The organism is Stenotrophomonas sp. OVS01A, assembly GCF_019969775.1.
Taxonomy (GTDB): Bacteria; Pseudomonadota; Gammaproteobacteria; order Xanthomonadales; family Xanthomonadaceae; genus Stenotrophomonas; species Stenotrophomonas indicatrix.
The window spans coordinates 885123-910537 of record NZ_JAHXYV010000001.1; the positions used below are offsets into that span (position 1 = coordinate 885123).

General features: G+C 66.5%; 24 protein-coding genes and 4 tRNA genes. 12 read left to right on the forward strand and 16 right to left on the reverse strand.

Annotated features, from left to right (window positions below; genetic code table 11):
* Positions 1–62 precede the first annotated feature (62 nt).
* Positions 63–989, reverse strand: coding sequence for a c-type cytochrome (locus LC407_RS04200; protein WP_223482247.1), 927 nt, complete (start codon positions 987–989; stop codon positions 63–65).
* Positions 986–2332, reverse strand: coding sequence for a cytochrome c (locus tag LC407_RS04205; protein WP_223482248.1), 1347 nt, complete (start codon positions 2330–2332; stop codon positions 986–988). Before LC407_RS04205 ends, LC407_RS04200 begins: the two co-directional genes overlap by 4 nt.
* A 183-nt stretch (positions 2333–2515) precedes the next feature.
* Here LC407_RS04205 and LC407_RS04210 point away from each other — a divergent pair, with 183 nt between their 5' ends.
* Complete coding sequence (locus LC407_RS04210) at positions 2516–3667, forward strand: alpha/beta fold hydrolase (protein ID WP_223482249.1); 1152 nt, start codon at positions 2516–2518, stop codon at positions 3665–3667.
* Positions 3668–3670: 3 nt separating this feature from the next.
* Here the strand turns inward: LC407_RS04210 and LC407_RS04215 are convergent, their stop codons facing one another.
* Positions 3671–4810, reverse strand: coding sequence for an MFS transporter (locus LC407_RS04215; protein ID WP_099783579.1), 1140 nt, complete (start codon positions 4808–4810; stop codon positions 3671–3673).
* A 187-nt stretch (positions 4811–4997) separates the two neighbouring features.
* Here LC407_RS04215 and LC407_RS04220 point away from each other — a divergent pair, with 187 nt between their 5' ends.
* Together LC407_RS04220 and LC407_RS04225 are read left to right on the forward strand one after the other, a co-directional pair.
* Entirely contained in the window at positions 4998–5693 is a 696-nt protein-coding gene (locus LC407_RS04220) for an alpha/beta hydrolase (RefSeq protein ID WP_223482250.1), read from the forward strand.
* Between the two features lie 157 nt (positions 5694–5850).
* On the forward strand, positions 5851–8046 hold the full coding sequence (locus LC407_RS04225; protein ID WP_134832300.1) for a TonB-dependent siderophore receptor: 2196 nt from the start codon (positions 5851–5853) through the stop codon (positions 8044–8046).
* Positions 8047–8100: 54 nt separating this feature from the next.
* Here the strand turns inward: LC407_RS04225 and LC407_RS04230 are convergent, their stop codons facing one another.
* Positions 8101–8802, reverse strand: coding sequence for a pirin family protein (locus LC407_RS04230; RefSeq protein ID WP_025878940.1), 702 nt, complete (start codon positions 8800–8802; stop codon positions 8101–8103).
* A 140-nt stretch (positions 8803–8942) separates the two neighbouring features.
* Here LC407_RS04230 and LC407_RS04235 point away from each other — a divergent pair, with 140 nt between their 5' ends.
* The gene (locus LC407_RS04235) at positions 8943–9863 is read left to right on the forward strand and encodes a LysR family transcriptional regulator (protein ID WP_025878941.1); all 921 of its coding nucleotides are present in this window, start codon (positions 8943–8945) and stop codon (positions 9861–9863) included.
* Positions 9864–10484: 621 nt separating this feature from the next.
* Here LC407_RS04235 and LC407_RS04240 read toward each other — a convergent pair.
* The 10 genes from LC407_RS04240 to LC407_RS04285 all read right to left on the reverse strand — a co-directional run bounded on the left by LC407_RS04240 (position 10485) and on the right by LC407_RS04285 (position 16646).
* Positions 10485–10561: transfer RNA gene (locus LC407_RS04240), tRNA-Arg, on the reverse strand.
* Between the two features lie 32 nt (positions 10562–10593).
* Positions 10594–10670: transfer RNA gene (locus tag LC407_RS04245), tRNA-Arg, on the reverse strand.
* A gap of 58 nt (positions 10671–10728) precedes the next feature.
* Positions 10729–10805, reverse strand: a tRNA-Arg gene (locus tag LC407_RS04250).
* Positions 10796–11722 carry an alpha/beta fold hydrolase gene (locus tag LC407_RS04255; RefSeq protein WP_223482251.1) on the reverse strand — a complete coding sequence of 309 codons (927 nt, stop codon included), beginning with the start codon at positions 11720–11722 and terminating at the stop codon, positions 10796–10798. Before LC407_RS04255 ends, LC407_RS04250 begins: the two co-directional genes overlap by 10 nt.
* Positions 11719–12528, reverse strand: coding sequence for a bifunctional hydroxymethylpyrimidine kinase/phosphomethylpyrimidine kinase (gene thiD, locus LC407_RS04260; RefSeq protein ID WP_032977907.1), 810 nt, complete (start codon positions 12526–12528; stop codon positions 11719–11721). Before thiD ends, LC407_RS04255 begins: the two co-directional genes overlap by 4 nt.
* A 319-nt stretch (positions 12529–12847) precedes the next feature.
* Positions 12848–13516 (reverse strand): YoaK family protein, encoded by a 669-nt coding sequence (locus LC407_RS04265; protein WP_223482252.1) that lies wholly within the window; start codon positions 13514–13516, stop codon positions 12848–12850.
* Between the two features lie 10 nt (positions 13517–13526).
* Positions 13527–14033 (reverse strand): hypothetical protein, encoded by a 507-nt coding sequence (locus LC407_RS04270; RefSeq protein ID WP_025879447.1) that lies wholly within the window; start codon positions 14031–14033, stop codon positions 13527–13529.
* Complete coding sequence (locus LC407_RS04275; protein WP_025879446.1) at positions 14030–15430, reverse strand: PhoH family protein; 1401 nt, start codon at positions 15428–15430, stop codon at positions 14030–14032. The genes LC407_RS04270 and LC407_RS04275 overlap by 4 nt, the downstream gene beginning before the upstream one ends.
* Positions 15431–15514: 84 nt before the next feature.
* The gene (locus LC407_RS04280) at positions 15515–15994 is read right to left on the reverse strand and encodes a peroxiredoxin (RefSeq protein WP_032977901.1); all 480 of its coding nucleotides are present in this window, start codon (positions 15992–15994) and stop codon (positions 15515–15517) included.
* A 91-nt stretch (positions 15995–16085) separates the two neighbouring features.
* A complete protein-coding gene (locus LC407_RS04285; protein ID WP_025879444.1) occupies positions 16086–16646 on the reverse strand; it encodes a glycine cleavage system protein R in 561 nt (186 codons plus the stop codon).
* A 164-nt stretch (positions 16647–16810) separates the two neighbouring features.
* On the opposite strand from LC407_RS04285, the gene dapA reads away from it, so the two are divergent.
* Positions 16811–17704 carry a 4-hydroxy-tetrahydrodipicolinate synthase gene (dapA, locus tag LC407_RS04290; RefSeq protein WP_025879443.1) on the forward strand — a complete coding sequence of 298 codons (894 nt, stop codon included), beginning with the start codon at positions 16811–16813 and terminating at the stop codon, positions 17702–17704.
* A 32-nt stretch (positions 17705–17736) separates the two neighbouring features.
* On the forward strand, positions 17737–18252 hold the full coding sequence (locus LC407_RS04295; protein WP_025879442.1) for a hypothetical protein: 516 nt from the start codon (positions 17737–17739) through the stop codon (positions 18250–18252).
* Between the two features lie 482 nt (positions 18253–18734).
* Here LC407_RS04295 and fdxA read toward each other — a convergent pair whose 3' ends face one another.
* The gene (fdxA, locus tag LC407_RS04300; protein WP_005409054.1) at positions 18735–19058 is read right to left on the reverse strand and encodes a ferredoxin FdxA; all 324 of its coding nucleotides are present in this window, start codon (positions 19056–19058) and stop codon (positions 18735–18737) included.
* Positions 19059–19244: 186 nt separating this feature from the next.
* Here fdxA and LC407_RS04305 point away from each other — a divergent pair, with 186 nt between their 5' ends.
* The gene (locus tag LC407_RS04305) at positions 19245–20669 is read left to right on the forward strand and encodes a sugar porter family MFS transporter (protein ID WP_025879441.1); all 1425 of its coding nucleotides are present in this window, start codon (positions 19245–19247) and stop codon (positions 20667–20669) included.
* Between the two features lie 461 nt (positions 20670–21130).
* On the opposite strand, the gene LC407_RS04310 is transcribed toward LC407_RS04305, so the two are convergent.
* Positions 21131–21205 (reverse strand) — tRNA-Glu (locus tag LC407_RS04310).
* Positions 21206–21254: 49 nt separating this feature from the next.
* Here LC407_RS04310 and pcnB point away from each other — a divergent pair.
* The 5 genes from pcnB to LC407_RS04335 all read left to right on the forward strand — a co-directional run bounded on the left by pcnB (position 21255) and on the right by LC407_RS04335 (position 25376).
* Complete coding sequence (pcnB, locus tag LC407_RS04315) at positions 21255–22634, forward strand: polynucleotide adenylyltransferase PcnB (protein ID WP_223482253.1); 1380 nt, start codon at positions 21255–21257, stop codon at positions 22632–22634.
* 3 nt (positions 22635–22637) lie between these two features.
* Positions 22638–23123, forward strand: coding sequence for a 2-amino-4-hydroxy-6-hydroxymethyldihydropteridine diphosphokinase (folK, locus tag LC407_RS04320; RefSeq protein WP_025878795.1), 486 nt, complete (start codon positions 22638–22640; stop codon positions 23121–23123).
* Positions 23124–23157: 34 nt separating this feature from the next.
* Positions 23158–23973, forward strand: coding sequence for a 3-methyl-2-oxobutanoate hydroxymethyltransferase (gene panB / locus LC407_RS04325; protein WP_025878796.1), 816 nt, complete (start codon positions 23158–23160; stop codon positions 23971–23973).
* Complete coding sequence (gene panC / locus LC407_RS04330) at positions 23970–24809, forward strand: pantoate--beta-alanine ligase (RefSeq protein ID WP_032977891.1); 840 nt, start codon at positions 23970–23972, stop codon at positions 24807–24809. Before panB ends, panC begins: the two co-directional genes overlap by 4 nt.
* 72 nt (positions 24810–24881) lie before the next feature.
* Positions 24882–25376 (forward strand): hypothetical protein, encoded by a 495-nt coding sequence (locus tag LC407_RS04335; protein WP_223482254.1) that lies wholly within the window; start codon positions 24882–24884, stop codon positions 25374–25376.
* Positions 25377–25415 lie beyond the last annotated feature (39 nt).

Consider the following 25415-nt stretch of genomic DNA (forward strand, 5'->3'; position numbering starts at 1 on the left):
TGGCGGTGACGCGCAGATGCAGGGAGTGTGTTGTGTGACCGCCGGCAAGGCCGGGGCATTGCTCAGTAGCGCGCGTCCTTCGGTTTCGGATCGCGCGGCCAGTCCTTGGCCTTGCCGGCGAAGTCCGGGCGCGGCTGGTTGATGAAGTAGCTGGCGATATCCACCGCGTCCTGGTCGGGCATCACCTGCTGGCCAAGTGGCGGTTCACGGGTCGTTGCCGGCGGCATGTTGTGCTTGACGAAGCCTGCGGCCTTGTACAGCCGCGCCATGCCGGCACCGATGTTGAAGCTGCGCTCGCCCCACAACGGCGGGAACGCGATATCGCCGCTGGCGTCGCGCCGGCCTTCGCCGTTGTCGCCGTGGCAGGCGGCGCACTGCGCGGCATACAGCGCCTGTCCACGTATCGGGTCCGGTGTCAGCGTGCTGTCGATCGGCCCTTCGCTGGGCGCGGCCACGCGCGCACCCTCCGGTACCGGGCGGCTCAGCCACGCCATGTATTCCAGCATCGCACGCATCTCCGGCGCGTCCTTGGCCAGCGGTTTGCCGTTCATCGAACGCTGCAGGCAACCGTTGATGCGCTCGGCCAGGCCGATTTCCCTGCCCGGTCGCGGCATGTAGCGCGGGTAGCCGCCGCCTCCGGTGTTCAAGTAGTGGTTGCCGAACGGTCGCTTGCCCTCGGCCATGTGGCACGAATTGCAGTTCAGATCGTTGCCGACGTTGTCCGGCAGCAGGCGTGCGGTCTCGTTGAGCAGGCGACGGCCGAACATCACCGCGTCGGCGTTGCCGAGGCTGGCGATCTCCTCGGCACTGGGCACGTGGTACTGGCCCACCACCTGGCCGTGGCTGTCGAGGATGTCCAGGGTCCTCGCGACTTCCGCGTCCAGGTCCGGGTACAGGCGCTGGTACAGCAGCGTGCCAGCACCGGCCAGCAGCACCGCAACGACCGCGCTGGCGATCAACGCTGTCGAACGCTTCTTCGAACGCCTCATTGCGCCGTCTCCTGCGGGACCACATGCGCCGGCTTGTCACGCACCACCCGGCGCATGCGCGCTACGTCCAGTTCAGTGACCGCGCTGGCCTGGTTGCCCCAGCTGTTGCGGATGAAGGTGAGGATGTCGGCGAGCTGCGCATTGGGCAGCTGCTCGAAGCCCGGCATGGTGAATGCCATGCGGTCGTGCGCGGTATGTGGCGTGCGCCCGCCGGTCAGGGTTACCTGCACCAGCGAGCTGGGATCATCGGCGAACACGATGGAGTTGCCCGCCAGGGCTGGGTAGACCCGTGGCATGCCGCGGCCATCTGCGCGATGGCAGGCCTGGCAGTGTTCGGCGTAGGCCAGCGAACCGACCACCCGGTAGTCGCCGCCGCGCAGTGCGGCGGTAGTGGTGTCGGTGCCCGGCGTCCACTGCGCGCTGCGCCCTTCGCGGGCCGGCAGCTGCTTCAGGTACCGCGCCATCGCCAGCAGATCGGCGTCGGACAGGTACTGCGTGCTGTGCTCGACCACATCGGCCATGCCGCCAAAAGCCGCGGAGCGATCGGTGCGGCCGGTGCGCAGGAACTCGACGATTTCGGCTTCGCTCCAGCTGGCCAGGCCGGTCTGTTCATTGCGCAGGTTCTTCGCGTACCAGCCTTCCAGCACCGAGCCGGACAGGAACTGGCGGCTGCCATCGTCGGCCATCGCCTTTTCCTGGAAGGCCAGCCCACGCGGGGTATGGCACGCGCCGCAATGGGCCAGGCCTTCAACCAGTTCGGCGCCGCGCTGCTGGCCGGCATCCAGGGTGGGATCAGGGCTGAAGCTGCGCGGGCGTGCGAACAACAGCTGCCACCAGGCAAGCGGCCAGCGCATGTTTGCCGGCCACGGAATCGTGCTGTCGGCGTTGTCCTGCCGGACCGGCTGCACCGCACCCATGAAGTAGGCATACAGCGCCTTGATCTCGGCATCGCTGGCGATCACGTACGAGGCGTAGGGCATGGCCGGATACAGCGGCTGGCCGTCATGGCGGATGCCACGCCGCACCGCGCGCTCGAAATCGGCGTAGTCGTATGCGCCGATGCCGGTCTCCGTGTCCGGTGTGATGTTGGTCGAGTACAGCGTGCCCATCGGGGTCTGCATGCCAAGGCCACCGGCGAACGGCCTGCCGCCCGGTGCGGTATGGCAGGCGGCGCAGTCGGCAGCACGCGACAGGTACCGGCCCTGTTCGATCAGGGCCGGGTCGTGGATGTCGACCTCGGCGTGTTGCGGTGGGGCGAACCAGTACGGTGTACTGCGGGCGATGCCGTAAGCGGCGGCCAAGGTGGCGGCCAGGGCAATGGCGAGCTTGAACGGGGTGCGCATGCCGGCACTGTGGCCATTCGTGCGATGGCGTTCATTGATCCGGATCAATGCTTTGGCCGGTCGCGACATTGTGACAAGCTGAATCGATCCTGCGCTGTCATCAACCCGTCATCCAGCTGCGATAGATGGCGCCGGGCGTGGCCGCTAACCTGCCACGCTGTCGCACTTTTCCCCTGACTGCCCATGAAGCGCCTGCTGCTGCTTTTGCTGGCGTGCGCCGGCCTGTGGCTGGCTGCATGCTCTTCCTCGATGACGGCCTCGTCCACCTCGCTCAGCGACCGCCTGATCGCGCCCGGTGGCGTCTCGACCCTGCTTGATCAACCGCGTATCGCCGCAGCTGTGGCCGCGCTGCCGAACCGGCATGGCTTTGCCCCGGGCCGTGATGGCGTGCCGATCTTCTGGCGTGCTTTCGATCCGGGCGACTACGGTGCGCGCTACCACTACCTGCCGCAGCAGCACCAGAACGGCCTGCCGCTGGATACCGGGTTGAGCCTGTCCGTACCGCAGCCGTTCCGCGCGCAGGCGCCGCGCGGCACTGTGGTGCTGCTGCACGGCTGGATGATGAACGGTGATTCGATGCTGCCATGGTCGCTGCAGCTGGCCGAGTCGGGCTACCGCGTGATCACCCTGGACCTGCGCAACCATGGCCAGTCCGGCGCCGGTCCCTCCGGCTACGGCACCTACGAGTCGGACGATGTTGTGGATGTCATCGCCGAACTGCGCGCGCGCGGCGAAGTGACCGGCCCGCTGTACCTGTTCGGTGTTTCCTACGGCGCTGCCACCGCATTGTTCACCGCCGACAAGCTGGGCGACCAGGTCGCCGGCGTGGTGGCGATGGAATCGTTCGCCAATGCCGGGGTTGCGATCCGCACCATGATTCCGCATCTGATGGCCCTGCAGCCGGAAGGGTTGAAGGCACAGGCCATCGCTTCGTATGCACGCTGGCGCTACGGCAGCCAGGACATCAACCAGGTGGTGGCCGCCGCCAGCCGCCGCATCGAAGTGGATCTGGACAAGGTGGATGTTGCCCGCGCGCTGGCCGATACCCGCGCCTGCGTGCTGCTGCTGCACGGGCAGGGCGACCAGCACATTCCGGTCAGCCAAGGCCGCGCGTTGGCGCAGGCCAATCCGCGTGCGCACTACATCGAGATGCGCGGCGAAGATCACATCACCCTGCCGCTGCGGCTGGACCTGCTGGCCGGAGTGGTCGATGACTGGATGGCGCGCGACGAGCACCATCCGAAAGCCGCGTGTCCAGCACCGCAGTTGCCGGCCCAGGCCGAATGGCTGGTGCATGGCGTCGACACACCCGCAAAAACCCCAGCACGCAGCTGAGCTTCAGGGCAGGCGGCGGGCCAGCGAACGTGCAGATGCCGCTACACCCAGCAGCATCGCTGCCACGCACAGGAAGGCAAAGCCCAGGCTGGTGGCATGGGCGAGCGCGCCGATCGCTGCGGGGCCTGCAAGAATGCCGGCATAGCCCAGCGTGGTGACTGCGGTGATCGCAATGCTCTCCGGCATCGCGCGCTGCTGGCCGGCCATCGAGAACAGGGCGGGCACGATGTTGGCGCAGCCCAGGCCCACCAGCACGTAGCCGACCAGCGCCATGGCGAAGGAGGGCACCAGCGTGGCCAGCGCGAAACCGGCCGCAGCGGTGATGCCGCCAATGACGATGGTACGGGTGCGGCCAAGGCGCTCGACGATGCCATCGCCGAACAGGCGCATCGCCGTCATCGCCAGCGTGAACACGGCAAAACCGGCGCCGGCCTGGTCGCGCGGCACGTGGCGTATTTCGGCCAGGAACACCGCGCTCCAGTCCAGCATCGAACCCTCGGCCAGGAACACCACGAAGGCGAGCACGCTGATGAACAGCACCACGCCGTGCGGCAGGGCCAGCATCGGGCCGTCATGCAGAATGCGCTGCGGGCGCCAGTGCGGTGCCGACAACAGGGCCACCAGCAGCATCGCCGCCACGGCAACCAATGACGCCAGCCACAGGGGCGTGGCGAGAACCAGCAGGCCGGTCATGCAGCCGGCGCCGATGAAGCCGCCGATGCTGTAGAACGCGTGGAAGCCGGACATCATCGGCCGCCCTGCATCGCGCTCGACGGCCACCGCCTGCATGTTCATCGTGCAGTCCATCGCCCCCACACCCGCACCGAAGACGAACAGCGTTGCTCCCAGTGCCAGCGGCGTGGGGGCGAGCGTCAACAGTGGCAGGGCGAGCAGGATCAAGGCCGTGGTCGCGATCATCAACCGGCGCGAGCCCAGGCGCGCGGTCAACGCACCGGCCAGTGGCATCGCCAGCAGCGAGCCGAGGCCAAGGCACAGCAGCAGCCCGCCCAGGCTGGCGTCGGACAACCCGGCCTTGGCCTTGGCGAAGGGCACCATCGGTGCCCAGGCAGCGGTGGCAAAGCCGGGAATGAAGAACGCAGCGCGGGTCGCGTGCTGCTGGGCGCGGGGAGAAGAGGGCGTCATGCGCGGGGAAGGCTCCAGAAGATCCTCTTCATGAAAACGTTTTCAGAAGCCATCGGCAAGTGCCATGGATGACATCGGGCGACGCATACGAATGCAGTGGTCCGGATGCGTCACCGTTGATTAACGCCATCAGTGGAGAGTAGCCCGACGGTCGGCATTCCGCCCGGCCGCCGCCGGAGATCAGCGCATGAGCACCACACCGACCATCCTCCTCGTCCATGGGTTCTGGGGCGGGGCCGCACACTGGGGCAAGGTCATCCTGGAGCTGCACCGCAAGGGCCACGACCAGGTGAAGGCGGTCGAACTGCCGCTGACCTCGCTGGTCAACGACGCCGAGCGGACACGCAGGATGATCCGCCAGATCGATGGCCCGGTCGTACTGGTCGGGCACTCCTACGGAGGCGCGGTGATCACCGAAGCCGGCAACCAGCCGAATGTGCAGGCGCTGGTCTACATCGCCGCATTCGCGCCGGACAGTGGTGAGAGCCCCGGTGGCATCACCCAGCAACACCTGCCCGAAGCAGCACCGAACCTCGCCCCGGACAGCGATGGCTATCTGTGGCTGCGTGCCGACAAGTTCCATGAGAGCTTCTGCCAGGACCTCAGCGCCGACGAAGGCTGGGTGATGGCGGTGACCCAGAAGGCGCCGCTGGCCAGCACCTTCGGCGATGCGATCAGCGATCCGGCGTGGAAGCACAAGCCGAGCTGGTACCAGCTTTCCAGCCAGGACCGGATGATCGCGCCACAGAACCAGAAGGCCATGGCCGAACGCATGCAGCCCAAGCGCCTGCTGCAGCTGGAGGCAAGCCATGCCTCGCTGGCCTCGCATCCCTCCGAAGTGGCAGCACTGATCCTGGAGGGCGTGGCTGCCGTCGACGGCTGACTAGCGCCAGGCAGAAGTCCCTGGTCAGGCACTGGCGCCACCCCACGACAGCGGGGGCGCAGGAGAGTAAACTCCTGCGCCGGCGGCCCTTGGCCGCATTCCCCCCTTCCCCTCGAGCCGCCGCCAGAGGATCCCACCCCTTCGTGGAGGTCCCGTCGTGTCGTCTGTGCCTGTTCGTTTTTCCGTGCTGTCCCTGCGTCGCCGCCCATTGGCGAAGGCCCTTGCCAATGGTCTTCTGCTGACCACACTGGCCACTGCCGGCGCCGCCTCGGCGCAATCGGCGCCGGCTGAAGAAGAGGGCAAGACGCCCTCGCAGACGCTGCAGACCGTACAGGTCACCGCCAACCAGCTGGGCACCATCACCGAGGGCAGCGGCGCGTACACGCCGGGTACCATCGCCACCGCCACCCGCCTGGTGCTGACCCCTCGGCAGACCCCGCAGACCATCAGCGTGATCACCCGCGCGCAGATGGACGACTTCGGTCTGGATGGCATCGATGACGTGATGCGGGTGACCCCGGGCATCAGCATCGTCACGTACGACAGTGAGCGCACCGAGTACTACGCACGTGGTTTTGCCGTGCAGAACTTCCAGTACGACGGCATTCCGATGTCACGCGACTCGGCGTACTCGGCCGGCAATACGCTCAGCGATACCGCGATCTACGACCGCATCGAAGTGCTCAAGGGCGCCACCGGCCTGCTGACCGGCATGGGCGACCCCGGCGCGACCATCAACCTGGTGCGCAAGAAGCCGGGCAAGGAATTTGCTGGCAGTGCGACGCTGGGCGTCGGCCGCTGGGACGACTACCGTGCCGAAGTCGATGTCGGCGGACCGTTGACCGCCGATGGCCGCGTGCGCGGGCGCGCGGTAGGTGCCTGGCAGGACAAGCATTCCAATCTGGATTTCTACCAGCGCACCAGCAAGGTCGGCTATGCCGTGCTGGAAGCCGATCTGGGCGAACGCACGCTGCTGACAGTCGGTGGCGACGTGCTGGAGAGCGATCCCAAGGGCTCGACCTGGGGCGGTATTCCGCTGCTGGACAGCCAGGGCAATTTCAACGACATGCCGCGCTCGTTCAACAACGGCACCCGCTGGAGCGGTTGGCGCCAATACGTGCGCACCGGCTTTGCCACGCTGGAACATACCTTCGACAACGACTGGGTAGCCAAGCTGCAGCTCAACCATCAGGTCAACGGCTACGATGCGGCACTGGCCGGTGCGGCCGGTGGCAATCCCGATCCGGTCACCGGCGAAGGCGTCTCGTTGTGGCTGGGCAAGTACGTCGGCAAGACGGTCAGCAACGCGGCCGACTTCTATCTGAGCGGCAATTTCGGCCTGTTCGGTCGCCAGCATGAACTGGTGGTCGGCGGCAGTGCCTCGCGCAAGCGCTGGACCAACACCGGCTATTCGCCGCAGCCCGGGTACCCGACCGCCGTTGCCGACTACAACAGCTGGAAGGGCGACATCCCGGAGCCGGAATGGCAGCGCGGTTATGGCAACAATGAGGTGACCCGCGAGAACGGCCTGTACGTGGTCGGTCGCTTCGACGTAGCCGACCCGTTGAAGGTGATCGTCGGCAGCCGCCTGGCCAGCTACCGTTCGCCGCAGACGCGCGAGACCGGCGTGTTCGTGCCTTATGCCGGCGTGGTCTACGACCTTGGCCAGCACTATTCGGTGTATGCCAGCTACAGCACCATCTTCAAGCCGCACAGCGAACGCGATGAACAGGGCAAGGCACTGGATCCGCTGGAAGGCCGCAGCTATGAAATGGGCCTGAAGGCGGAGTTCCTCGACGGCCGCTTCAATGCCAGCGCGGCACTGTTCCAGCTCGACCAGGACAATTTCGCCCAGCCTACAGGCGGCAAAACGCCCAACGGAGAAGACGCCTATCGCGCACTGATGGGCGTACGCACCAAGGGCTACGAACTGGAGATGTCCGGGCAGTTGGCCGAGGGCTGGCAGGTGCAGGGTGGCTTTGCGCACAAGATCGCCCGCCAGGCCGGCAGCAAGGTGACCACGCTGGAGCCGGAAAACCAGTTCAGCCTGCACACCAGCTACCGCCTGCGCGGTGACTGGCAGGGCCTGACCGTCGGTGGCGGTGCGCGCTGGCAGGACTCCACGTTCGGCGACATCACCAACCCGGCCAGTGGCACGTCGGTGGTTCATCGCACCCAGCCGTACTGGCTGCTGGATGCCATGGCCCGGTACCAGTTCAACGATCGCCTGTCGGCCACGGTCAACGTCAACAACCTGCTGGACAAGCGCTATTACACGATCTTCAGCTGGTACAGCACCTACACCTGGGGCGAGCCGCGCAACGTGCGGCTGGCAGTGACGTACAAGTTCTGATCGCGTTGCAACAGGACATGCCCGCGATGCCGGATGGCATCGCGGGCATGCTGGTTACAGCTTCAGGTCGAACACCAGCACTTCGGCGTCGTTGCCGTTTTCCAGGGTCAGCTGTGCCTCGTCGCTGACCTGCAGTGCGTCACCCGCTTCCAGGGTGATGCCGTTGACCTGCAGCTGGCCACGCGCCACCTGCACATACGCGCCGCGGCCGGCAGCCAGGGCATGGTGCAGCTTCTGCTCGCCATCGAGGATGGTGGCGAAGATGCGCGCATCCTGATGGATGTGCAGCGAACCATCGGCGCCATCCGGCGAGGCGATCAGGCGCAGCTGGCCGCGCTTGCTCTCCGGCGTGAAGTGGGTCTCCTCATACGACGGCGCGATGTTCTCGGCCTCCGGGAAGATCCAGATCTGCAGGAAATGCACCGGATCGCTGGCCGAATGATTGAACTCGCTGTGGCTGACGCCGCTGCCTGCGCTCATGCGCTGCACGTCGCCGTAGCGCAGCACCGAACCGGTGCCCATCGAGTCCTTGTGTTCCAGCGCGCCGCCCAGCACGTAGGAGACGATCTCCATGTTGCTGTGGCTGTGGGTGCCGAAACCCTGGCCGCCGATCACCTTGTCTTCGTTGATGACCCGCAGCGGGCCGAAGCTCACATAGCGGGGGTCGTAGTAGCTGGCGAACGAGAAGGTATGGCGCGAGGACAGCCAGCCATGCTCGGCCAGGCCACGGGTAGCGCTCTTGCGGATCTGCAGCATGATGGAATCTCCTTGTTCGATCGTTTCGATGGGGCGGGGTGTGCGGGTAGCCGCTGTGTTTCCCCGTTGAAGAGAAGTATCCGCTTGCACCTTGGGTTTGAAAAACGGATAGTTTTGACAGCCATCATCGAAAATTTCGAATGCTCAAGCTCAGCCTCGATGCCCTGCAGATCCTGGACGCGATCGACCGTCGAGGCTCCTTTGCCGGCGCCGGCAAGGCCCTGCACAAGGTGCCTTCGACCATTTCCTACACCGTGGCCAAGCTGGAAGAGGATCTGGGGGTGCAGCTGTTCGACCGGATCGGCCCGCGGGCGGAGCCGACCGAGGCCGGGCGCGCGCTGCTGGAGGAGGGCAGGCACCTGCTGCGTGCGGCCCGGGAGCTCGAGCTGCGGGTGCGGCGGGTGGCCTCGGGCTGGGAGGCGGAATTGACCCTGGCGGTGGATTCGGTATTTCCGACCTGGCTGCTGGGGCCGGATATCGCCGCGTTCCGCGAGGTGGCGGCGCCCACCCGGCTGCGCCTGTTTGGCGAAGCACTGTCCGGTACCTGGGAAGCGCTGCTGGACCGGCGCGCCGACCTGTTGGTCGCGGCTCCCGGTGAGGGTCCCAGTGGCGGGGGCTACGTGGTCGAGCCGCTGGGCAGCGTTGATTTTGTGTTTGCGGTGGCACCCGGGCATCCGCTGGCGTCCGTACCGGGTGTGCTGGGCCGCGAGCAGTTGGCGCCGTATTGCGCGATCGCCGTGTCCGACTCGGCGCGGCGGCTGCTGCCACGAACGGTGGGGCTGTTGATGGGCCAGGAGACGTTGACCGTGCCGGACATGGCCAGCAAGTTGAAGCTGCAGTGTCAGGGGCTGGGATTCGGCTTCCTGCCCGAGCCCTGCGCGCGCGCGGCGGTGGCGCGCGGCCAGCTGGTGATCCGCGAGGTCGAGGAGCACAAGCCGGAAGAGACCTTCTGGTTGGCCTGGCGCACCGGCGAAGATGGCGCGGCCCTGCGCTGGTGGCGCGAGCGCCTGCGGCGGCCGGAGCTGCTGGCGCAATGGTGGCAGGCGATGGCAGAGGGGTAGGGTTCGGCAGGGCTGCGCCCTGCACCTGCAGTAGTGCCGGCCGCTGGCCGGCAACCTCAACAGCAACAGCAACAGCAACAGCAGAAGCTGGTTTCCTGTGGGGAGGCGGGGTGGGTCCGGTTGCAGGAGACGCCGTAAACCCGTCCATGGGGGCTTGGCCGCGGCATCCATGCCGCGGACACTCCCGCAACCGGACCCACCCCGCCTTCGACAGGTTTCCGGCGATCTGTCGGTGCTGGTGCGGTTGGTGGGTGTCGACCCTGGTCGACACGGTAGATCCACGCCATGCGTGGATGCTCTTCGATCAATTGTTGAAATATTCGAACTCCAACTCGAACTCGATGGAGATTCATCCACGCACGGCGTGGATCTACCGCAGATCGCGGTGATCTGTCAGGGGCGGGGTGGTGTCGGAGTGCGGGGTGTCCGCGGCATGGATGCCGCGGCCAAGCCCCCATGGACGGGTTTACGGCGTCCCCGCACTCCGACACCGCCCCGCCATCCCACGGAATGCCAGCTGTTGCTGTTGCTTGTGCAGTGGCCTCTGCAGGTGCAGGGCGCAGCCCTGCCGAAAAACACACATAAAAAAACAGCGGGCCGGGGCCTGCTGTTTCGGTGTAATGGTGCGCCCGGAGAGATTCGAACTCCCGACCGCCTGGTTCGTAGCCAGGTACTCTATCCAACTGAGCTACGGGCGCCAATTACATAAACTTGTTGTGTTGATCGTGTGTGGTGCGCCCGGAGAGATTCGAACTCCCGACCGCCTGGTTCGTAGCCAGGTACTCTATCCAACTGAGCTACGGGCGCGCGGTACACAATCAAATTTTACTGCACTTCCAGCGGCGGATGCTGAAGGTCTGTCGAGTGGTGCGCCCGGAGAGATTCGAACTCCCGACCGCCTGGTTCGTAGCCAGGTACTCTATCCAACTGAGCTACGGGCGCCCTGCGACAGGAGCGGAATTATGCGGATGTCGGCGCGAGTCGTCAACGCTTTTGTGAAAATTTTCACCCAACTGAATGAAAAACGCCTCTGCGACAGCCTCCGGGTGTTTCATCCACGCGAAGTGATCGGCCTGCGTACCCAGCTCCTGCGCAGAAAGCACGCGTAATTCCGAGGCGACATTCGGCAGTTTCGCCAGCAGCGCCTGCATTGATCCGCTTGGCGCCAGCCAATCGTCTTCCATCAGCACCGCCTGCGCACTGCCGTGCACGCGCGCCATCTGCGCATCCAGGTCCTCGTCCATGCCTGCGGCGGCGTAGTGATTGCTCAGCCCTACGCGTGCCCAGTCGGCGATCAGTCCGCGTGCTTCGGTGCCGCCGAAACCGAGCCGGCGCCCGTGCAGCACGCCCTGGCGCCGCGCGATCCACGGCAGGAAGCGATAGATCAGTGGCAGCAGCCAACCGCGTGGTGGCGGGAACGTGCGCCAGAACGGTGTGCCGCTGGCGGCCAGCCACAATCGATCGAACGCCTGTGGTTGGCGTCCGGCGTGCACGCAGGCCAGCTGCCCGCCCAGGCTGTGGCCACCGATGATCCATGGCAGTACCTCCTGCGCGTCATCGGCATCGGCGAGCAGGGCCTGGCTGGCCGGCAGATCGTGGTCGAGAATCTGCCGGTAGCCCCAATCCTGGCTGCGCGACGGGCGCAGCGAACTGCTGCCATTGCCACGCCATTCGTGCAGGTAGACCGCCACGCCTTTGGCTGCAAGTGCCTGCGCCAGTGGTACGTAGTGGCGCGCGGCCACGCCCAGCGCCGGCAGCCACAACAGCCGTGCCAGCGGCTGTGCGGGCACGCAGGCGATCACGTCGAAACGGTGGCCATCGCCGCTGTTCACAGTGAGCGCGCGTGGCGAATCGCTCATGCGTGGGGCGCCGCGCCGAAGTGGTCCAGTACCAGCACCTCGCTGCGGCCGGGCGCATAGCCCTGCTGCAATCCGCGCGCTACGTAGTCGATGCCGGCTTCGCAGGCATTGGCCAGGCTCAGCCCGTTGCAGAGCTGCGCGGCGATGGCCGAGGCCAGCGTGCAGCCGGTGCCATGCGCATCCAGTGGCAGGCGGGCATGGATGAATTCTTCGCTGCTGACGCCGTCGAAGTAGCGGTCGACCACGCGGTTGCCTTCGTGCAGGTGCCCCCCCTTCAACAGCACTGCACCGGCGCCCAGATCAAGGAGCGAGGCGGCGGCCCGCTCTGCGTCGTTGCCATCGGCGATGCTGCGGCCGACCAGCAGCTCCGCTTCGGGTGCATTGGGGGTGACCAGGGTGGCCAGTGGCAGCAGCCGTTGACGCATTGCCTGCAGCGCGCTGTCCTCCAGCAGGCGCGCACCGCTGGTGGCCACCATCACCGGGTCGAGCACCACGTGCGGTGGTCGATGGCGTTCCAGTGCATCGGCCACCGCGTGGATCACCTCGGCGTTGGCCAGCATGCCCAGCTTCACCGCGTGGATGTCGAAGTCGTCGAAGCAGGCTTCGATCTGCGCGCGCAGGAAGTCGATCGGTGGCACGTGCACGGCGCGGACGCCGCGGGTGTTCTGCGCGGTCAGTGCGGCAATCACCGACAGCCCATGCACGCGATGCGCGGCGAAGGCCTTCAGGTCGGCCTGGATGCCGGCGCCGCCGCCGGAATCGGAACCGGCAATGGTCAGGGCGGAAACAGGGGTGGTCGGGCTCATGCAGCGATTGTGCCGTGCTGCCTTGCCAGGGGGTAGTGCCGGCCGGGCTGCGCCCGGCACCGGCAGAAGCCGGGGCAACAGCAACAGCGGCTCTGGATTTCTGCGGGGGAGGCGGGGCGGTGTCGGATTGCGGGGACGCCGCAAGTACGTCCTTGTAGGCTTGGCCGCGCCATCCATGGCGCGGACACCCCGCAATCCGACACCGCCCCGCCTTCGATAGCTTCCTGGTGACGGTCAGTAGATCCACGCCATGCGTGGATATCGCGGAAAAGATCGGATGGACAACGTAGATCCACGCCATGCGTGGATGACGCCATGCTCAACGCCGCCAGCGCGCCCACTGCTGGTAGGACACATAGCCCAGCCCGGTCAGGCCGGTCAGCAGGGCAGGGGCCAGCAGGGCGTCGTATTGCCAGCGTACGAACAGCCAGGCGCCGATCACGCCGCCAGCAAGGAAGCCGCTGATGATCAGGCCGCTCAGGGTCAGGCGTCGTATCTGCAGCGGCAGCCCGCGCAGCAGGTGGCCGAGACCGATGCCGAGATCGGTGAACATGCCGCTGAGATGAGTGGTGCGTACGACGGCACCACTGAAGGTGGTGGCCATCGCATTCTGCAGTCCGCAGGCCATCGCGGCCGCCAATGCGCCCCATATCTGATGCTGCTTGAACAGCGGAATGGCCGCCAGCAGCAACAGCGATTCCAATGCCAGCGCCACGCCGTAGCGCCGGCCGAGCTGCAGTGCGCTGTCCTGGATCAGCAGTCCGCTGACCATCGCGCCCAGCGAAAATGCGATCAGCAGACCCCACAAATGGGCGACCGCGCGCCAGTCACCTTGCGCCAGTGCCATGCCGAGCTGGCTGGTGCTGCCGGTCATGTGGCTGACCGCCTGGTGTTCAAAACCGAGGAAGCCAACCACATTGACCATGCCGGCCACGCACGACAGGGCGACCGCGCCGATCCAGACCCAGGTGGGCAGGCGGATTCCCATGGCAGGCCCCTCAGGGCCCGCCGAAGCCGCCGTTGAACTGCAGCTCGCTGAAGGTCCCGCTGGCCGGGTCGAAGACCGCGCCCCAGAACTGCGCGCCGCCATCGCAGACCCGCACCGCCTCGCGGGCGGGCCGCAGGCTGTTGTCTTCAGGCAGATGGAACGCGTTGATGTAGATCACCTGCTTTCCGTCCAGCTCGATGCCGACGTACTGGCGATCGAAATCCAGCACGTGTGGCACCTGCGCTTCCAGCGATGCCAGCTTCGCTTCCAGCTGGTCCACCTGCTGCCGGCTCGGTGCCCAGTAGCCGCTGACCCGCCCGGCCTCGCGGCCGGGGCTGGGGCGCGAGCAGGTGTCGAGCACCTGCGCGGCGATGATCGGGCGGGTGACCACCCAGGACTGGCCACTGCGTTCTGTGGTCGGCACGCTGGCCGGTCCCTGCGTGGTCGCGCAGGCACCGAGCAGCGTGGCAATGGCGACCGCCAGCGATGGCAGCAGCAGACGGGTGCAGCGGTTCACAACACCTCCGAGGCGTAATCGGCCAGCCGCGAGCGTTCACCGCGACGCAGCGTGATGTGCGCGCTGTGTGGCCAGTTCTTGAAGCGGTCCACGGCGTAGGTCAGGCCCGACGTGGTTTCGGTCAGGTACGGGGTGTCGATCTGTTCGACGTTGCCCAGGCAGACGATCTTGGTGCCGGGGCCGGCACGGGTGATCAGCGTCTTCATCTGCTTGGGGGTCAGGTTCTGTGCCTCGTCCAGGATCAGGTAACGCGACAGGAACGTACGGCCGCGCATGAAGTTCATCGAGCGGATCTTGATGCGGCTGGCGAGCAGGTCGTTGGTGGCCTGGCGGCCCCAGGTGCCGCCTTCCTGGTTGTGCGTCAGCACTTCCAGGTTGTCGGTCAGTGCGCCCATCCACGGCGTCATCTTCTCTTCCTCGGTACCGGGCAGGAAGCCGATGTCCTCGCCGACGCTGACCGTGGCGCGGGTCATGATGATCTCGCGGTAGCGCTGCTGGTCCATCGTCTGCGCCAGGCCGGCGGCCAGTGCCAGCAGGGTCTTGCCGGTGCCGGCGGTACCGAGCAGGGTGACGAAGTCGATCTCCGGATCCATCAGTGCGTTGAGTGCGAAGTTCTGCTCGCGGTTGCGCGCGCTGATGCCCCACACGGCATGGCTGCCGTGGCGGAAGTCATCGACCAGCGACAACACCACCTTGCCATCGCCGACGATCCTGCTGACGCGCAGCTCGACTTCGTCTTCGCCCGGCAGGTACACGTACTGGTTCGGGTACCACTCTTCGCCGTCCTGGGCGAGGATTTCGTAGTGCGTGCGGCCCTTGTCGCTCCAGCTGCGCAGATCCTCGCCGTGGCGCTTCCAGAAGTCTTCCGGCAGCTCGGTGGCGCCGGTGTAGAGCAGGCTGAAATCGTCCAGCGCGCGGTCGTTCTCGTAGTCTTCCGAGACGATGCCGGCGATGGCCGCCTTGATGCGCAGGTTGATGTCCTTGGAGACGAACACCACCGGGATCTCCGGCGTTTCTTCCTTCAGCGCCAGGATCGCGCCGAGGATGGCGTTGTCCGGGATGACCTTGCCAAAGCTCTTGCCCGCGTCGAAATGGCTGGTCTGGAAGCGCAGCAGGCCCACGCTCTGCTTGCCGCGCAGCTGCAGGCCCTGCGGCCGCTGCAGCGGAATGCCCTCGGCCAGGTTGTCCAGGCCCGAAGCCTGCACCAGTTCGTTGAGGAAGCGGCTGACCTGGCGGGCATTGCGGCTCGCTTCGGTCGTGCCCTTCTTGCCGTTGTCCAGCTCCTCGATCACCTGCATGGGCAGGTAGACATCGTGCTCCTCGAATTTGAACAGCGCGGTGGGATCGTGCATCAGCACGTTGGTATCCAGCACGTAGATGCGCTTGCCTCGGGTCATCATCGGTTCCTGGTTACGGACAGGGAAAAACCACCACGGCCTGCTGCAGGGCAGGGTGGTGGCGGACAAAGTGGGCGATGGGACTCACTTGGACTGATTGGCCTTCAGTTCGGCGAGGACGGCGTCGGCATGGCCGGCGACCTTGACCTTGCGCCATGACTGCACGATGCGGCTGTCGGGGGAAATCAGAAAGGTGCTGCGCTCGATGCCACGTACCTGCTTGCCGTACATGTTCTTCATCTTGATCACGTCGAAGGCGCTGCACAGCGCTTCGTCGGCATCACTGACCAGCGGGAACGCGAAGCCCTGCTTGGCACAGAAGTTGTCGTGGGACTTCACCGAGTCGCGGGAGACGCCAAGCACGACCGCGCCCGCTTTCCTGAAGTCGGGCAGCAGTGCGTTGAAGTCGATGCCCTCGGTGGTGCAGCCCGGGGTGCTGTCCTTGGGGTAGAAGTACAGCACCAGCCACTGGCCGGCGTAATCGCCGAGGGTGGCCTGGGCGCCGCCGGACAGCGCCAGCGGCAGGGAAAGGGTGGTGCTGTCCAGGGTATCGCCGTTGTTCATGAGGTCCTTCTGTCGAGCCTGGGTTCTTTCTACGACAATTGCATGAAACGCCACGCGCCCGTGAGGAGCGCGCGAAGAATCAGGGTTTCAATCAGAACTTCATCGGGTCCATGATCGCGTCCAGGTTCAAGTGGTCGCAGAACTCGAGGAAATCATCGCGCAGGGCGGCGATATGCATGTTGGCCGGCACGCCGATGGTGACCTGTGCGCTGAACATTTCCGCACCGGTCTGCATGGCGCGGTAGCGCGTGCTCTGCAGGGTCTCGATGGTGATGCCCTGGCGGTCGAAGAAATCGGCCAGCTGGAACAGGATGCCCGGCTTGTCGGCGGCGATCACCTCGACGATGTACGGCAGCAGGTTGGACTGCGCCTGCTTGGCTTCGGTGCGATACCACACCAGCTTCAGGCCTTCCTCGCGCTCGAGCCGGGTCAGCATCGCTTCCAGCTTGGCGACCGAATCCCAGGAGCCGGTGGCCAGCGCGGTCACCGAGACATCGCGGCCCACGGTGGCCAGGCGTGCATCCACCAGATTGCACCCGCTGTCGGCGATGCGGCGGGTGACGGACAACAGGGGGGACTCCGGATGCGTCGTATAGGCGTTGATCAGGAGGTGGTTTTCGCTCGGCGCTGGGCGCGGGGTGGTGTCGGTCAAGGCGATTCCGGGTAATGCATGCGTTAGTCTGAATGCCCGCCAGAGGCGGGGATCCACCGGTGTCCAGCATACTTGCCCGTGCTTTCGCGCCGCAAGTAACATTCAGAACGCCCGCGCCCTTCCGTGGCGGACGTTTTCCCTCCCCAGCCAAGAGCAGCACGTCCTTGTCCCTTTCCGGCCTCATCACCGCGCTGGCGACCCCCTTCCGGGCCGACGGCGCACTCGACCCCGACGGTTGGCAGCGCCTGCTGCACCTGCAGCTGGAGGGCGGCGTCCAAGGCGTTGTCGTTGCCGGCTCCACCGGCGAGGCAGCCACCCTGTCCGATGCGGAGTACGACCAGCTGCTGGCCAGCGCGGTCGAACGCATTGCCGGCCGCGTTCCGGTCCTGGCCGGTACCGGCCTGTCCGGCACCGCCAAAACCATCGAACAGACCCGCCGTGCTGCCGCGCTTGGCGCCACCCACGCGCTGGTGGTCACCCCGCCGTACGTGCGGCCGACCCAGGCTGGCCTGATCGCGCATTACCGCGCGGTCGCCGACCAGGCCGGAGTGCCGGTGGTGCTGTACAACGTGCCCGGCCGCACCGGCTGCGACATGCTGCCGGAGACCGTGGCCGAGCTCGCCAGCCATCCGAACATCGTCGGCATCAAGGAAGCGGTGGGCGATACCGGCCGCGTGCGGGCACTGCTTGACCTGCGCAGCCCGACCTTTGCCGTGCTCACCGGCGATGACGGCACGGCCGCACGTTCGATCCAGGCCGGCATGGACGGTCTGATCTCGGTCGGTTCCAACGTGCTGCCCGGCGCCTATCGCCGGATGTGCGATCTGGCCGCTGCCCGCGACCACGAAGCCGTTGAATCCTGGGACGCTCGCCTGCAGCCGTTCCATGACTTCTGCGGTGTCGAATCCAACCCGATTCCGGTCAAGGCGCTGTTGCGTCGGATCGGCATCGGTCACGATCTGCGCCTGCCGCTGCTGCCGCTTTCGGCCGCACACGCGCCTGCCGCCGACCATCTCGCCGGCGATATCGCCGCCCTCGAAGCCCTTTCCAGCCACTGACCTTCCGTCTTGGTCTGATCCAGGAGATTCACATGCGCCAATCCGTTTCCGCCGTCCGCGTGCTGTCCTTCGCGCTCCTTGCCGTGGCCACCGCAGCCGGCACCACCGGTTGCTTCAAGCGTGGCGTCAAGGGCGACTACGCTCTGGCCCCGGAAGTGCGTCCGCTGGAAGTGCCGCCGGACCTGAACCTGCCGGCAGGCGCCGGCAACAACCAGGTGCCGACCCTGAGCTCGGCGACCAAGCCGGCCACCCCGGCCGCCGCTGCCCCCGCCGTCAGCGCCACCGGTTTCACCATTGCCGGCAGCAAGGATGAAGCCTTCGCCAAGGTCGGTACCGCGCTGGAAGGCGTGGAAGGCCTGACCATCGCTACCCGCGCGCAGCTGCTGGGTTCGTACGACGTGGCCTATGAAGGCAGCAACTTCCTGGTCCGCGTGGTCGCCGTCGACGCCGGTGCCTACATCTCCGCGGTCGACCCGCGTGGCCTGCCGGCCACCGCCGAAGCCCCGGTGAAGCTGATTGCCGCGCTGAAGGCCAAGCTGGCCCCGTGATGGCCGGTTGGGCGGGTGCGGACCCTGCTGGTTCGCACCTGCCGTGGTAGAGGCCGACCCTGGTCGGCGCCTTTGTCCCAACCAAGGTTGGCAGCTACCAGGGCCAGAACAGAAAAGGGCGCCTTGGGCGCCCTTTTCATTGCCCGCTGGTTCGCACCTGCCGTGGTGGAGGCCGACCTTGGTCGGCGCTTTTGTGCCAACCAAGGTTGGCAGCTACCAGGGCCGGAACAGAAAAGGGCGCCCTGGGCGCCCTTTTCATTGCCTGCTGGTTCGTACCTGCCGTGGTAGAGGCCGACCTTGGCCGGCGCCTTTGTGCCAACCAAGGTTGGCAGCTACCAGAGCCAGGGCCAGAACGGAAAAGGGCGCCCTGAGCGCCCTTTTCATTGCCTGCTGGTTGGCACCCGTCGTGGTAGGGGCCGACCTTGGTCGGCGCTTTTGTGCCAACCAAGGTTGGCAGCTACCAGGGCCATGGTGCCTGCGCCTCAGCGCTCCAGCAGCTTCAGCTTGTCCGGCTTGCCATCCCACTCACCGGCGTCGGCCGGCGGGTCCTTGCGCACGGTCAGCACCGGCCATTCCTTCGCCAGTTCTGCATTGAGGGCGACGAAACCTTCCTGGCCGGCGGGAACATCGTCTTCCGGGAAGATCGCGTTGACCGGGCACTCGGGTTCGCAGAGGGTGCAGTCAATGCACTCGTCCGGGTCGATCACCAGGAAGTTCGGGCCTTCGTGGAAGCAATCCACGGGACACACTTCCACGCAATCGGTGTGTTTGCACTTGATGCAGTTTTCGGTGACGACAAATGGCATGGGTAGAGGGCGAATCGCTTTCTGAACCTGCCAATTCTAGAACAGGTTGGCCCCCGGTGTCGGTTGCCGTGTGAAAGTGGGGCGGATGGGCGGCCCGGAGGCCCATTTGGCGGCGTGCCCGCCCTGTGCGACGCTGCCAGGGCCGCCGGCCCGCTTCGGTCGGCCCCCTTCCCTGCAGGATCCTTCATGTCGCCAGTCCAGCCCGGTGCCGCCTCCAATGGCGGTGAGAACACTGCCTTCATCGTCCTGATCAGTTGCGCCGCCACCCTGGGCGGGTTCCTGTTCGGCTTCGATAGTGGCGTCATCAATGGCACCGTCGATGGCCTGCGCCAGGCCTTCAACTCCAGCGAGGCCGCGCTCGGCTTCGAGGTCGCCTCGATGCTGCTGGGGTGCGCGATCGGGGCGTTCGTGGCCGGTTGGCTTGGCGATCGGCTGGGACGTCGCGGCGTGCTGATCGTGGCGGCCGTGATGTTCCTGGTGTCGGCGCTGGGCGCCGGCGCTGCACATGCCTCCTGGTTGTTCGTCTGCGCACGCGTGCTCGGCGGGTTCGCTGTCGGTGCGGCCAGCGTGATGTCGCCGGCCTACATCGCCGAAGTCGCCTCTGCGCGCTATCGCGGCCGGCTGGCGACCGTGCAGCAGATGGCGATCATCTGCGGCCTGTTCGCAGCGTTCCTCAGCAACTATCTGCTGGCCCGGGCGGCGGGTGCGTCGACCGAGCCGCTCTGGCTGGGGCAGGAAGCCTGGCGCTGGATGTTCTGGATGCAGGCACTGCCGTCGCTGCTGTTCCTGCTGTTGTTGCTGGTGATCCCGGAAAGCCCGCGCTTCCTGGTGATGAAGGGCCGGCAGGCGCAGGCGAGGGCGGTGCTTGGCCGGTTGTACGGCGAACGTGCCGCGGTGAACAAGCAGGCCGAGATCGAAGCCAGCCTGGCCCAGGACCAGCACAAGCCGCGATTCGGCGACCTGGTCAACAAGGCCACCGGCAAGCTGCGCCCCATCGTCTGGGTCGGCATCGGCCTGGCGATGTTCCAGCAGCTGGTCGGCATCAATGTGGTGTTCTATTACGGCGCGGTGCTGTGGCAGGCGGTGGGTTTCTCGGAAAGCGATGCGCTGCTGATCAACGTCCTGTCCGGTGCGCTGAGCATCGGCGCCTGCCTGCTGACGGTGGTGCTGATCGATCGCATCGGCCGCAAGCCGCTGCTGTGGGTCGGTTCGGTCGGCATGTCGGTGGCCCTGGTGCTGATGGTGGTGGCCTTCGCCAGCGGCAGCCTGGCCGAGGGGCGCCTGCAGCTGTCCGACGGCATGGGCCGGTTGGCGCTGGTAGCGGCCAACGTCTATGTGGTGTTCTTCAACATGTCGTGGGGGCCGGTGATGTGGGTGATGCTGGGCGAGATGTTCCCGAACCAGATCCGCGGCCCGGCGTTGGCCGTGGCCGGTGCGGCGCAGTGGACCTCGAATTTCGCGATCACCGTGACCTTCCCGATGCTGCTGGCCGGCATCGGCCTGGCCGGTGCGTACGGCATCTACACCGTCGCCGCGATCCTCTCGATCATCTTCGTCATCCGCTACGTGCGCGAGACCAAGGGCAAGGAGCTGGAGCAGATGGAAGGCTGATGGCTTGGCCTGAGTTTCAGCGCCTCCCTGTTCCGAGGGGAGGCGGCAGGCCAGCCGCTCCAGGACACGCCGTATACCCATCCATGGGGGCTCGATGGCGCCATCCATGGCGCCAACGGTCCTGGATCGGCTGGCCTGCCGCCTCTCGACAGATCGCGGGTGGCGGACACACGCAAGCGCGTCCGGGCTGATCTGCTTCGGAGGAGCGAGGCTGTTCTTGATCTTGCCGCCGGCGCGGGAATTGTCAGGAGGGGGCGGGCCACCCTGTCCTGGACCGTTGGCGCCATGGATGGCGCCATCGAGCACCATGGATGGGCTTTTGCGTGTCCAGGACAGGGTGGCCCGCCCCCTCCCTCGCAGGAACAAGGAGGCGCTCAAGCGACCAGCCCAGTCGGCGACACGAATCCGGAAAACAGAAAAGCCCGCACAAGGCGGGCTTTTTCGGTTCCTGCTGCGGCGACTGGTGCTCCCTAGGGGACTCGAACCCCTGTTTTAGCCTTGAGAGGGCCACGTCCTAACCACTAGACGAAGGGAGCAGTGTGTCGCTGCCGGTGCAGGAGCGCTAGTATATGCACCTCGATGCCATTGGGCAATCCCGAAACTTCAACCGGAAGCGCCAACATCATTTCCTCTGCTACATCACCGTTCAGCCTGCGCGTCATCCCGCGCGACCAGCACACGATCTCCCGCAAGGACATCAGCCCGAACGCTTTGCGCGTGCTTTATCGACTGCGCGATGCCGGCTTCGGCGCCTACCTTGTCGGCGGCGCGGTGCGCGATCTGCTGGTCAATGGCCAACCCAAGGATTTCGACGTGGCCACCGATGCCACGCCCGAACAGGTCAAGCAGTTGTTCCGCAACTGCCGCCTGATCGGCCGCCGTTTCCGCCTGGCCCATGTTGTGTTCGGCCGCGAGATCATCGAAGTCGCCACCTTCCGTGCCAACATCGATGACGGCAGCGGCGACCGCGAGATGGAAAACGGCATGCTCGTGCGCGACAACGTGTACGGCAGCATCGAAGACGACGCCATCCGCCGCGACTTCACCTGCAATGCCCTGTATTACGCCATCGAGGACTTCTCGGTGCGTGACTACACCGGCGGCTTCGAAGACGTGCAGGCACGCCTGATGAAGCTCATCGGCGACCCGGTGCAGCGTTACCAGGAAGACCCGGTGCGCATGTTGCGTGCGGTCCGCCTGGCGGCCAAGCTCGGCTTCCAGATCGAAGAGGGCACTGCCGCGCCGATCCCGCAGCTGGCCGGCCTGCTCAACGAAGCCGCACCGGCGCGCCTGTTCGAGGAAGTCCTGAAGCTGTTCCTGTCCGGGCATGGCGTTGCCAGCTTCGAAGGACTGGAACGCTACGGCCTGTTCGACGTGCTGTTCCCGGAAAGCGCCAAGGCGCTGAAGTCGAACCGCACCGGCGCGCTGCGCCGCATGCTGGTCGAGGGCCTGGCCAACACCGATGCACGCGTGGCCAATGACGAGCCCGTGTCGCCGGCGTTCCTGTTCGCGCTGCTCCTGTGGCCGGCTTACTGCCGCGCGCAGGCAACGCTGCTCAAGCAGGGCGTCGCACCGGAAGAGGCACAGCGTCGTGCCGCCGACCGTGTCACCGTGCAGCAGCTGAGCACCATTGCATTGCCGCGCCGTTTCTCGCTGCCGATGCAGGAGATCTGGCTGCTGCAGGCGCGCTTCAGTTCGCGCCAGCGCAAGCGCGTGATGCGCACGCTCAGCCACCCCCGTTTCCGTGCCGCCTTCGATTTCCTGGCCCTGCGCCAGGTGGCATCGGCAGAGCACGAAGCCGACGTCGCGTTCTGGCGCGAAGCGCAGGCGCAGTCCGGGCATGAGCTGGATTCGTCGCTGGATTCCCTGCACAGCGATGCCGGCGATGAGGAGGGTGGAGCGCCGCGCAAGCGTCGTCGTCGCCGTCGTCGTCCCGATGGCGCAGCTGTCGGTGCTGCCGAGTAATCCATGACCGGTGCCTGGATCGGGCTGGGCGCCAATCTTGGCGACGCAGCCAACACCGTCCGCGCGGCCATTGCCGCGCTGGACGAGCTGCCCGGAACCCGGCTGACGCAGGCCTCGCGGTTGTACGCGACGCCGGCATGGGGCAACGAGGACCAGCCACCGTTCGTCAACGCAGTGGCCTCGGTCGACACCGATCTGCCCGCCGTCGAGCTGCTGCAGGCCATGCTCGCGCTGGAGCAGCGCTTCGGCCGCGTACGCGACCCCGCCGTGCACTGGGGGCCGCGTGCGCTGGATCTGGACCTGCTGCTGTTCGGCGAGCAGGTGCTGGACCTGCCCGAGCTGAAGGTGCCGCATCCCTACCTGCACGAGCGTGCGTTCGTGTTGGTGCCATTGGCCGAAATCGCCGCCGATCTGGCCATTCCCGGCCACGGTCGCGTACGGGATGCAGTGATGCGGGTGGATGCCTGCGGGATCGCGCCGTTAGGGTGATAATGCCCGGGTTATCTCCCCCGGTTATCAGCACATGAGCACCCACGCAGACAGCAAGCCCTGGACCGTTCCCGCCCTGGCCGAGGCCAAGCGCAATGGCCAGAAGCTGGTCATGTTGACCGCCTACGACGCAGGCTTCGCCCGCACCTTCGATGCCAATGGCGTCGACCTGATCCTGATCGGCGATTCGCTGGGCATGGTCGTGCAGGGGCACGATTCGACCCTGCCGGTGACCGTCGCCGACATGGTCTATCACACCCGCGCAGTCGCCCGCGTGCTGCAGCGTGCGCTGCTGATCGCCGACCTGCCGTTCGGCGCCGATGCCACCCCGGAACGCGCGCTGGATGCTTCGCTGCAGCTGCTGCAGGCGGGTGCGGAGATGGTCAAGATCGAAGGCGCCGGCTTCAAGGTCGACATCATCCGCTACCTGGTCGAGCGCGAGATCCCGGTCTGTTCGCACCTGGGCCTGACCCCGCAGTCGGTGCTGCGCCTGGGTGGCTTCAAGATCCAGGGCCGTGGTGATGCCGCGCGCCAGCTGGTGGACGATGCCAAGGCCGTGGCTGAAGCCGGTGCCAGCATCATGGTGCTCGAATGCGTGCCGACCCCGGTTGCTGCTGCCGTCACCGCCGCGGTGCCGGTGCCGACCATCGGTATCGGTGCCGGTCCGCAGTGCGACGGCCAGGTGCTGGTGCTGCACGATTTCCTCGGCCTGGACAGCGGCCACCGTCGCCCGAAGTTCGTCAAGGACTTCCTGGCTGAAGGCGGTTCGGTGGCCGGCGCCACCCGTGCCTACGCCGATGCCGTGCGCGATGGCAGCTTCCCCGACGAAGAACACGCGTACGCCCAATGATCCAGACCTTCAACGAACTCGGTGCGCTGCGCGCGCAGATCGCGCAGTGGAAGGGCGAGGGCCTGCGCGTGGCGCTGGTGCCGACCATGGGCAACCTGCACGGCGGACACCACGCGCTGGTCACCCTGGCAAAGCAGTACGCCGACAAGGTGGTGGCCAGCATCTTCGTCAACCCGACACAGTTCGGGCCGAACGAGGATTTCAGCCGCTATCCGCGCACCCCCGAAGCCGATGTGGCCGGGCTGGAGCAGGTGGGCTGCGATGCGGTGTGGCTGCCCAGCGTCGAAGCGATGTACCCGCTGGGCGTGGACAAGACCACGCAGATGCATGCGCCTGGCGTCAGCGAGGTGCTGGAAGGCGCCAGCCGCCCGGGCCATTTCGATGGCGTGTGCACGGTGGTGGCGCGGCTGTTCCTGCAGGTACAGCCGGATGTGGCCGTGTTCGGCCGCAAGGACTACCAGCAGCTGGCGGTCATCAAGCAGATGGTGGCCGAGCTGTCGTTCCCGATCCAGATCGTCGGTGCCGAGATCGTGCGTGATGAGGATGGCCTGGCCAAGAGCTCGCGCAACCAGTACCTCAGCGCCGAGCAGCGCCCCTTGGCGACCACCCTTCACCGCACCCTGCTGGGCATGCGCGAAGGCTATGTGGCCGGGCACGCGCGTGAACGCATCGAGGCCGACGCCGTCGCTGCGCTGCAGGCAGCGGGCTTCCAGGTGGATTACGCGGTACTGCGCACTCCGGAGCTGGCCGAGCCGAGTTTCGATGGCGGCGGCCGCGTGGCCCTGATCGCCGCGCGCCTGGGCACCACCCGGTTGATCGACAACCTGGAGTTCTGAACCGCCCCGCGCGGTTGTGCAGGGCGCCCGCAGTGGGCGCCCGTGTTCGCCGGACAAGGATGACCTGCCGATATGACCTCGTTTCCAGCCAGCCCCGGCCGCCGCGCCGTGGCGGCGATCCTGGCGGTGTTCGCCGCCGCGCTGCTGCCTTCGCTGGTGATCGGTGGCCTGATTGCCGGTCTCAGTCTCGGCCAGGAAGTGGCCACGGCCGCGCTGGCGGCCGCATTGATGTTCGTGCTGGCCTTCGCCCACGCCGTGGCGGTGCTGCTGCCGATGGGCCTGATCCTGCTGTCTTCCGGCCGCCTGCGCTGGGTGTGGTTCGCGCTGGTCGGGGCAGGGCTGGGCGCGCTGGCCATGGCCACCTGTGCCTGGCCCGACGGCTCCGGCGGTGCTCTTATGAGCCAGCTGTCCTCTGCGGGCAACTTCGACTGGGCCAGCTATGCCTTCTCGGTACTGGTGGCGGCCGGATTCGGCATGATGGCCGGACTGGCGTTCCATGCCGTGTTCCGGGCCGTGCTGGCCGGCGCCGCGGCGCCATCGCCGGGCGCGCAGCAGCGCACCGGCTGAACGGTCTTCAGCATCCTGCGGCCGCTACCTGACGGTTGC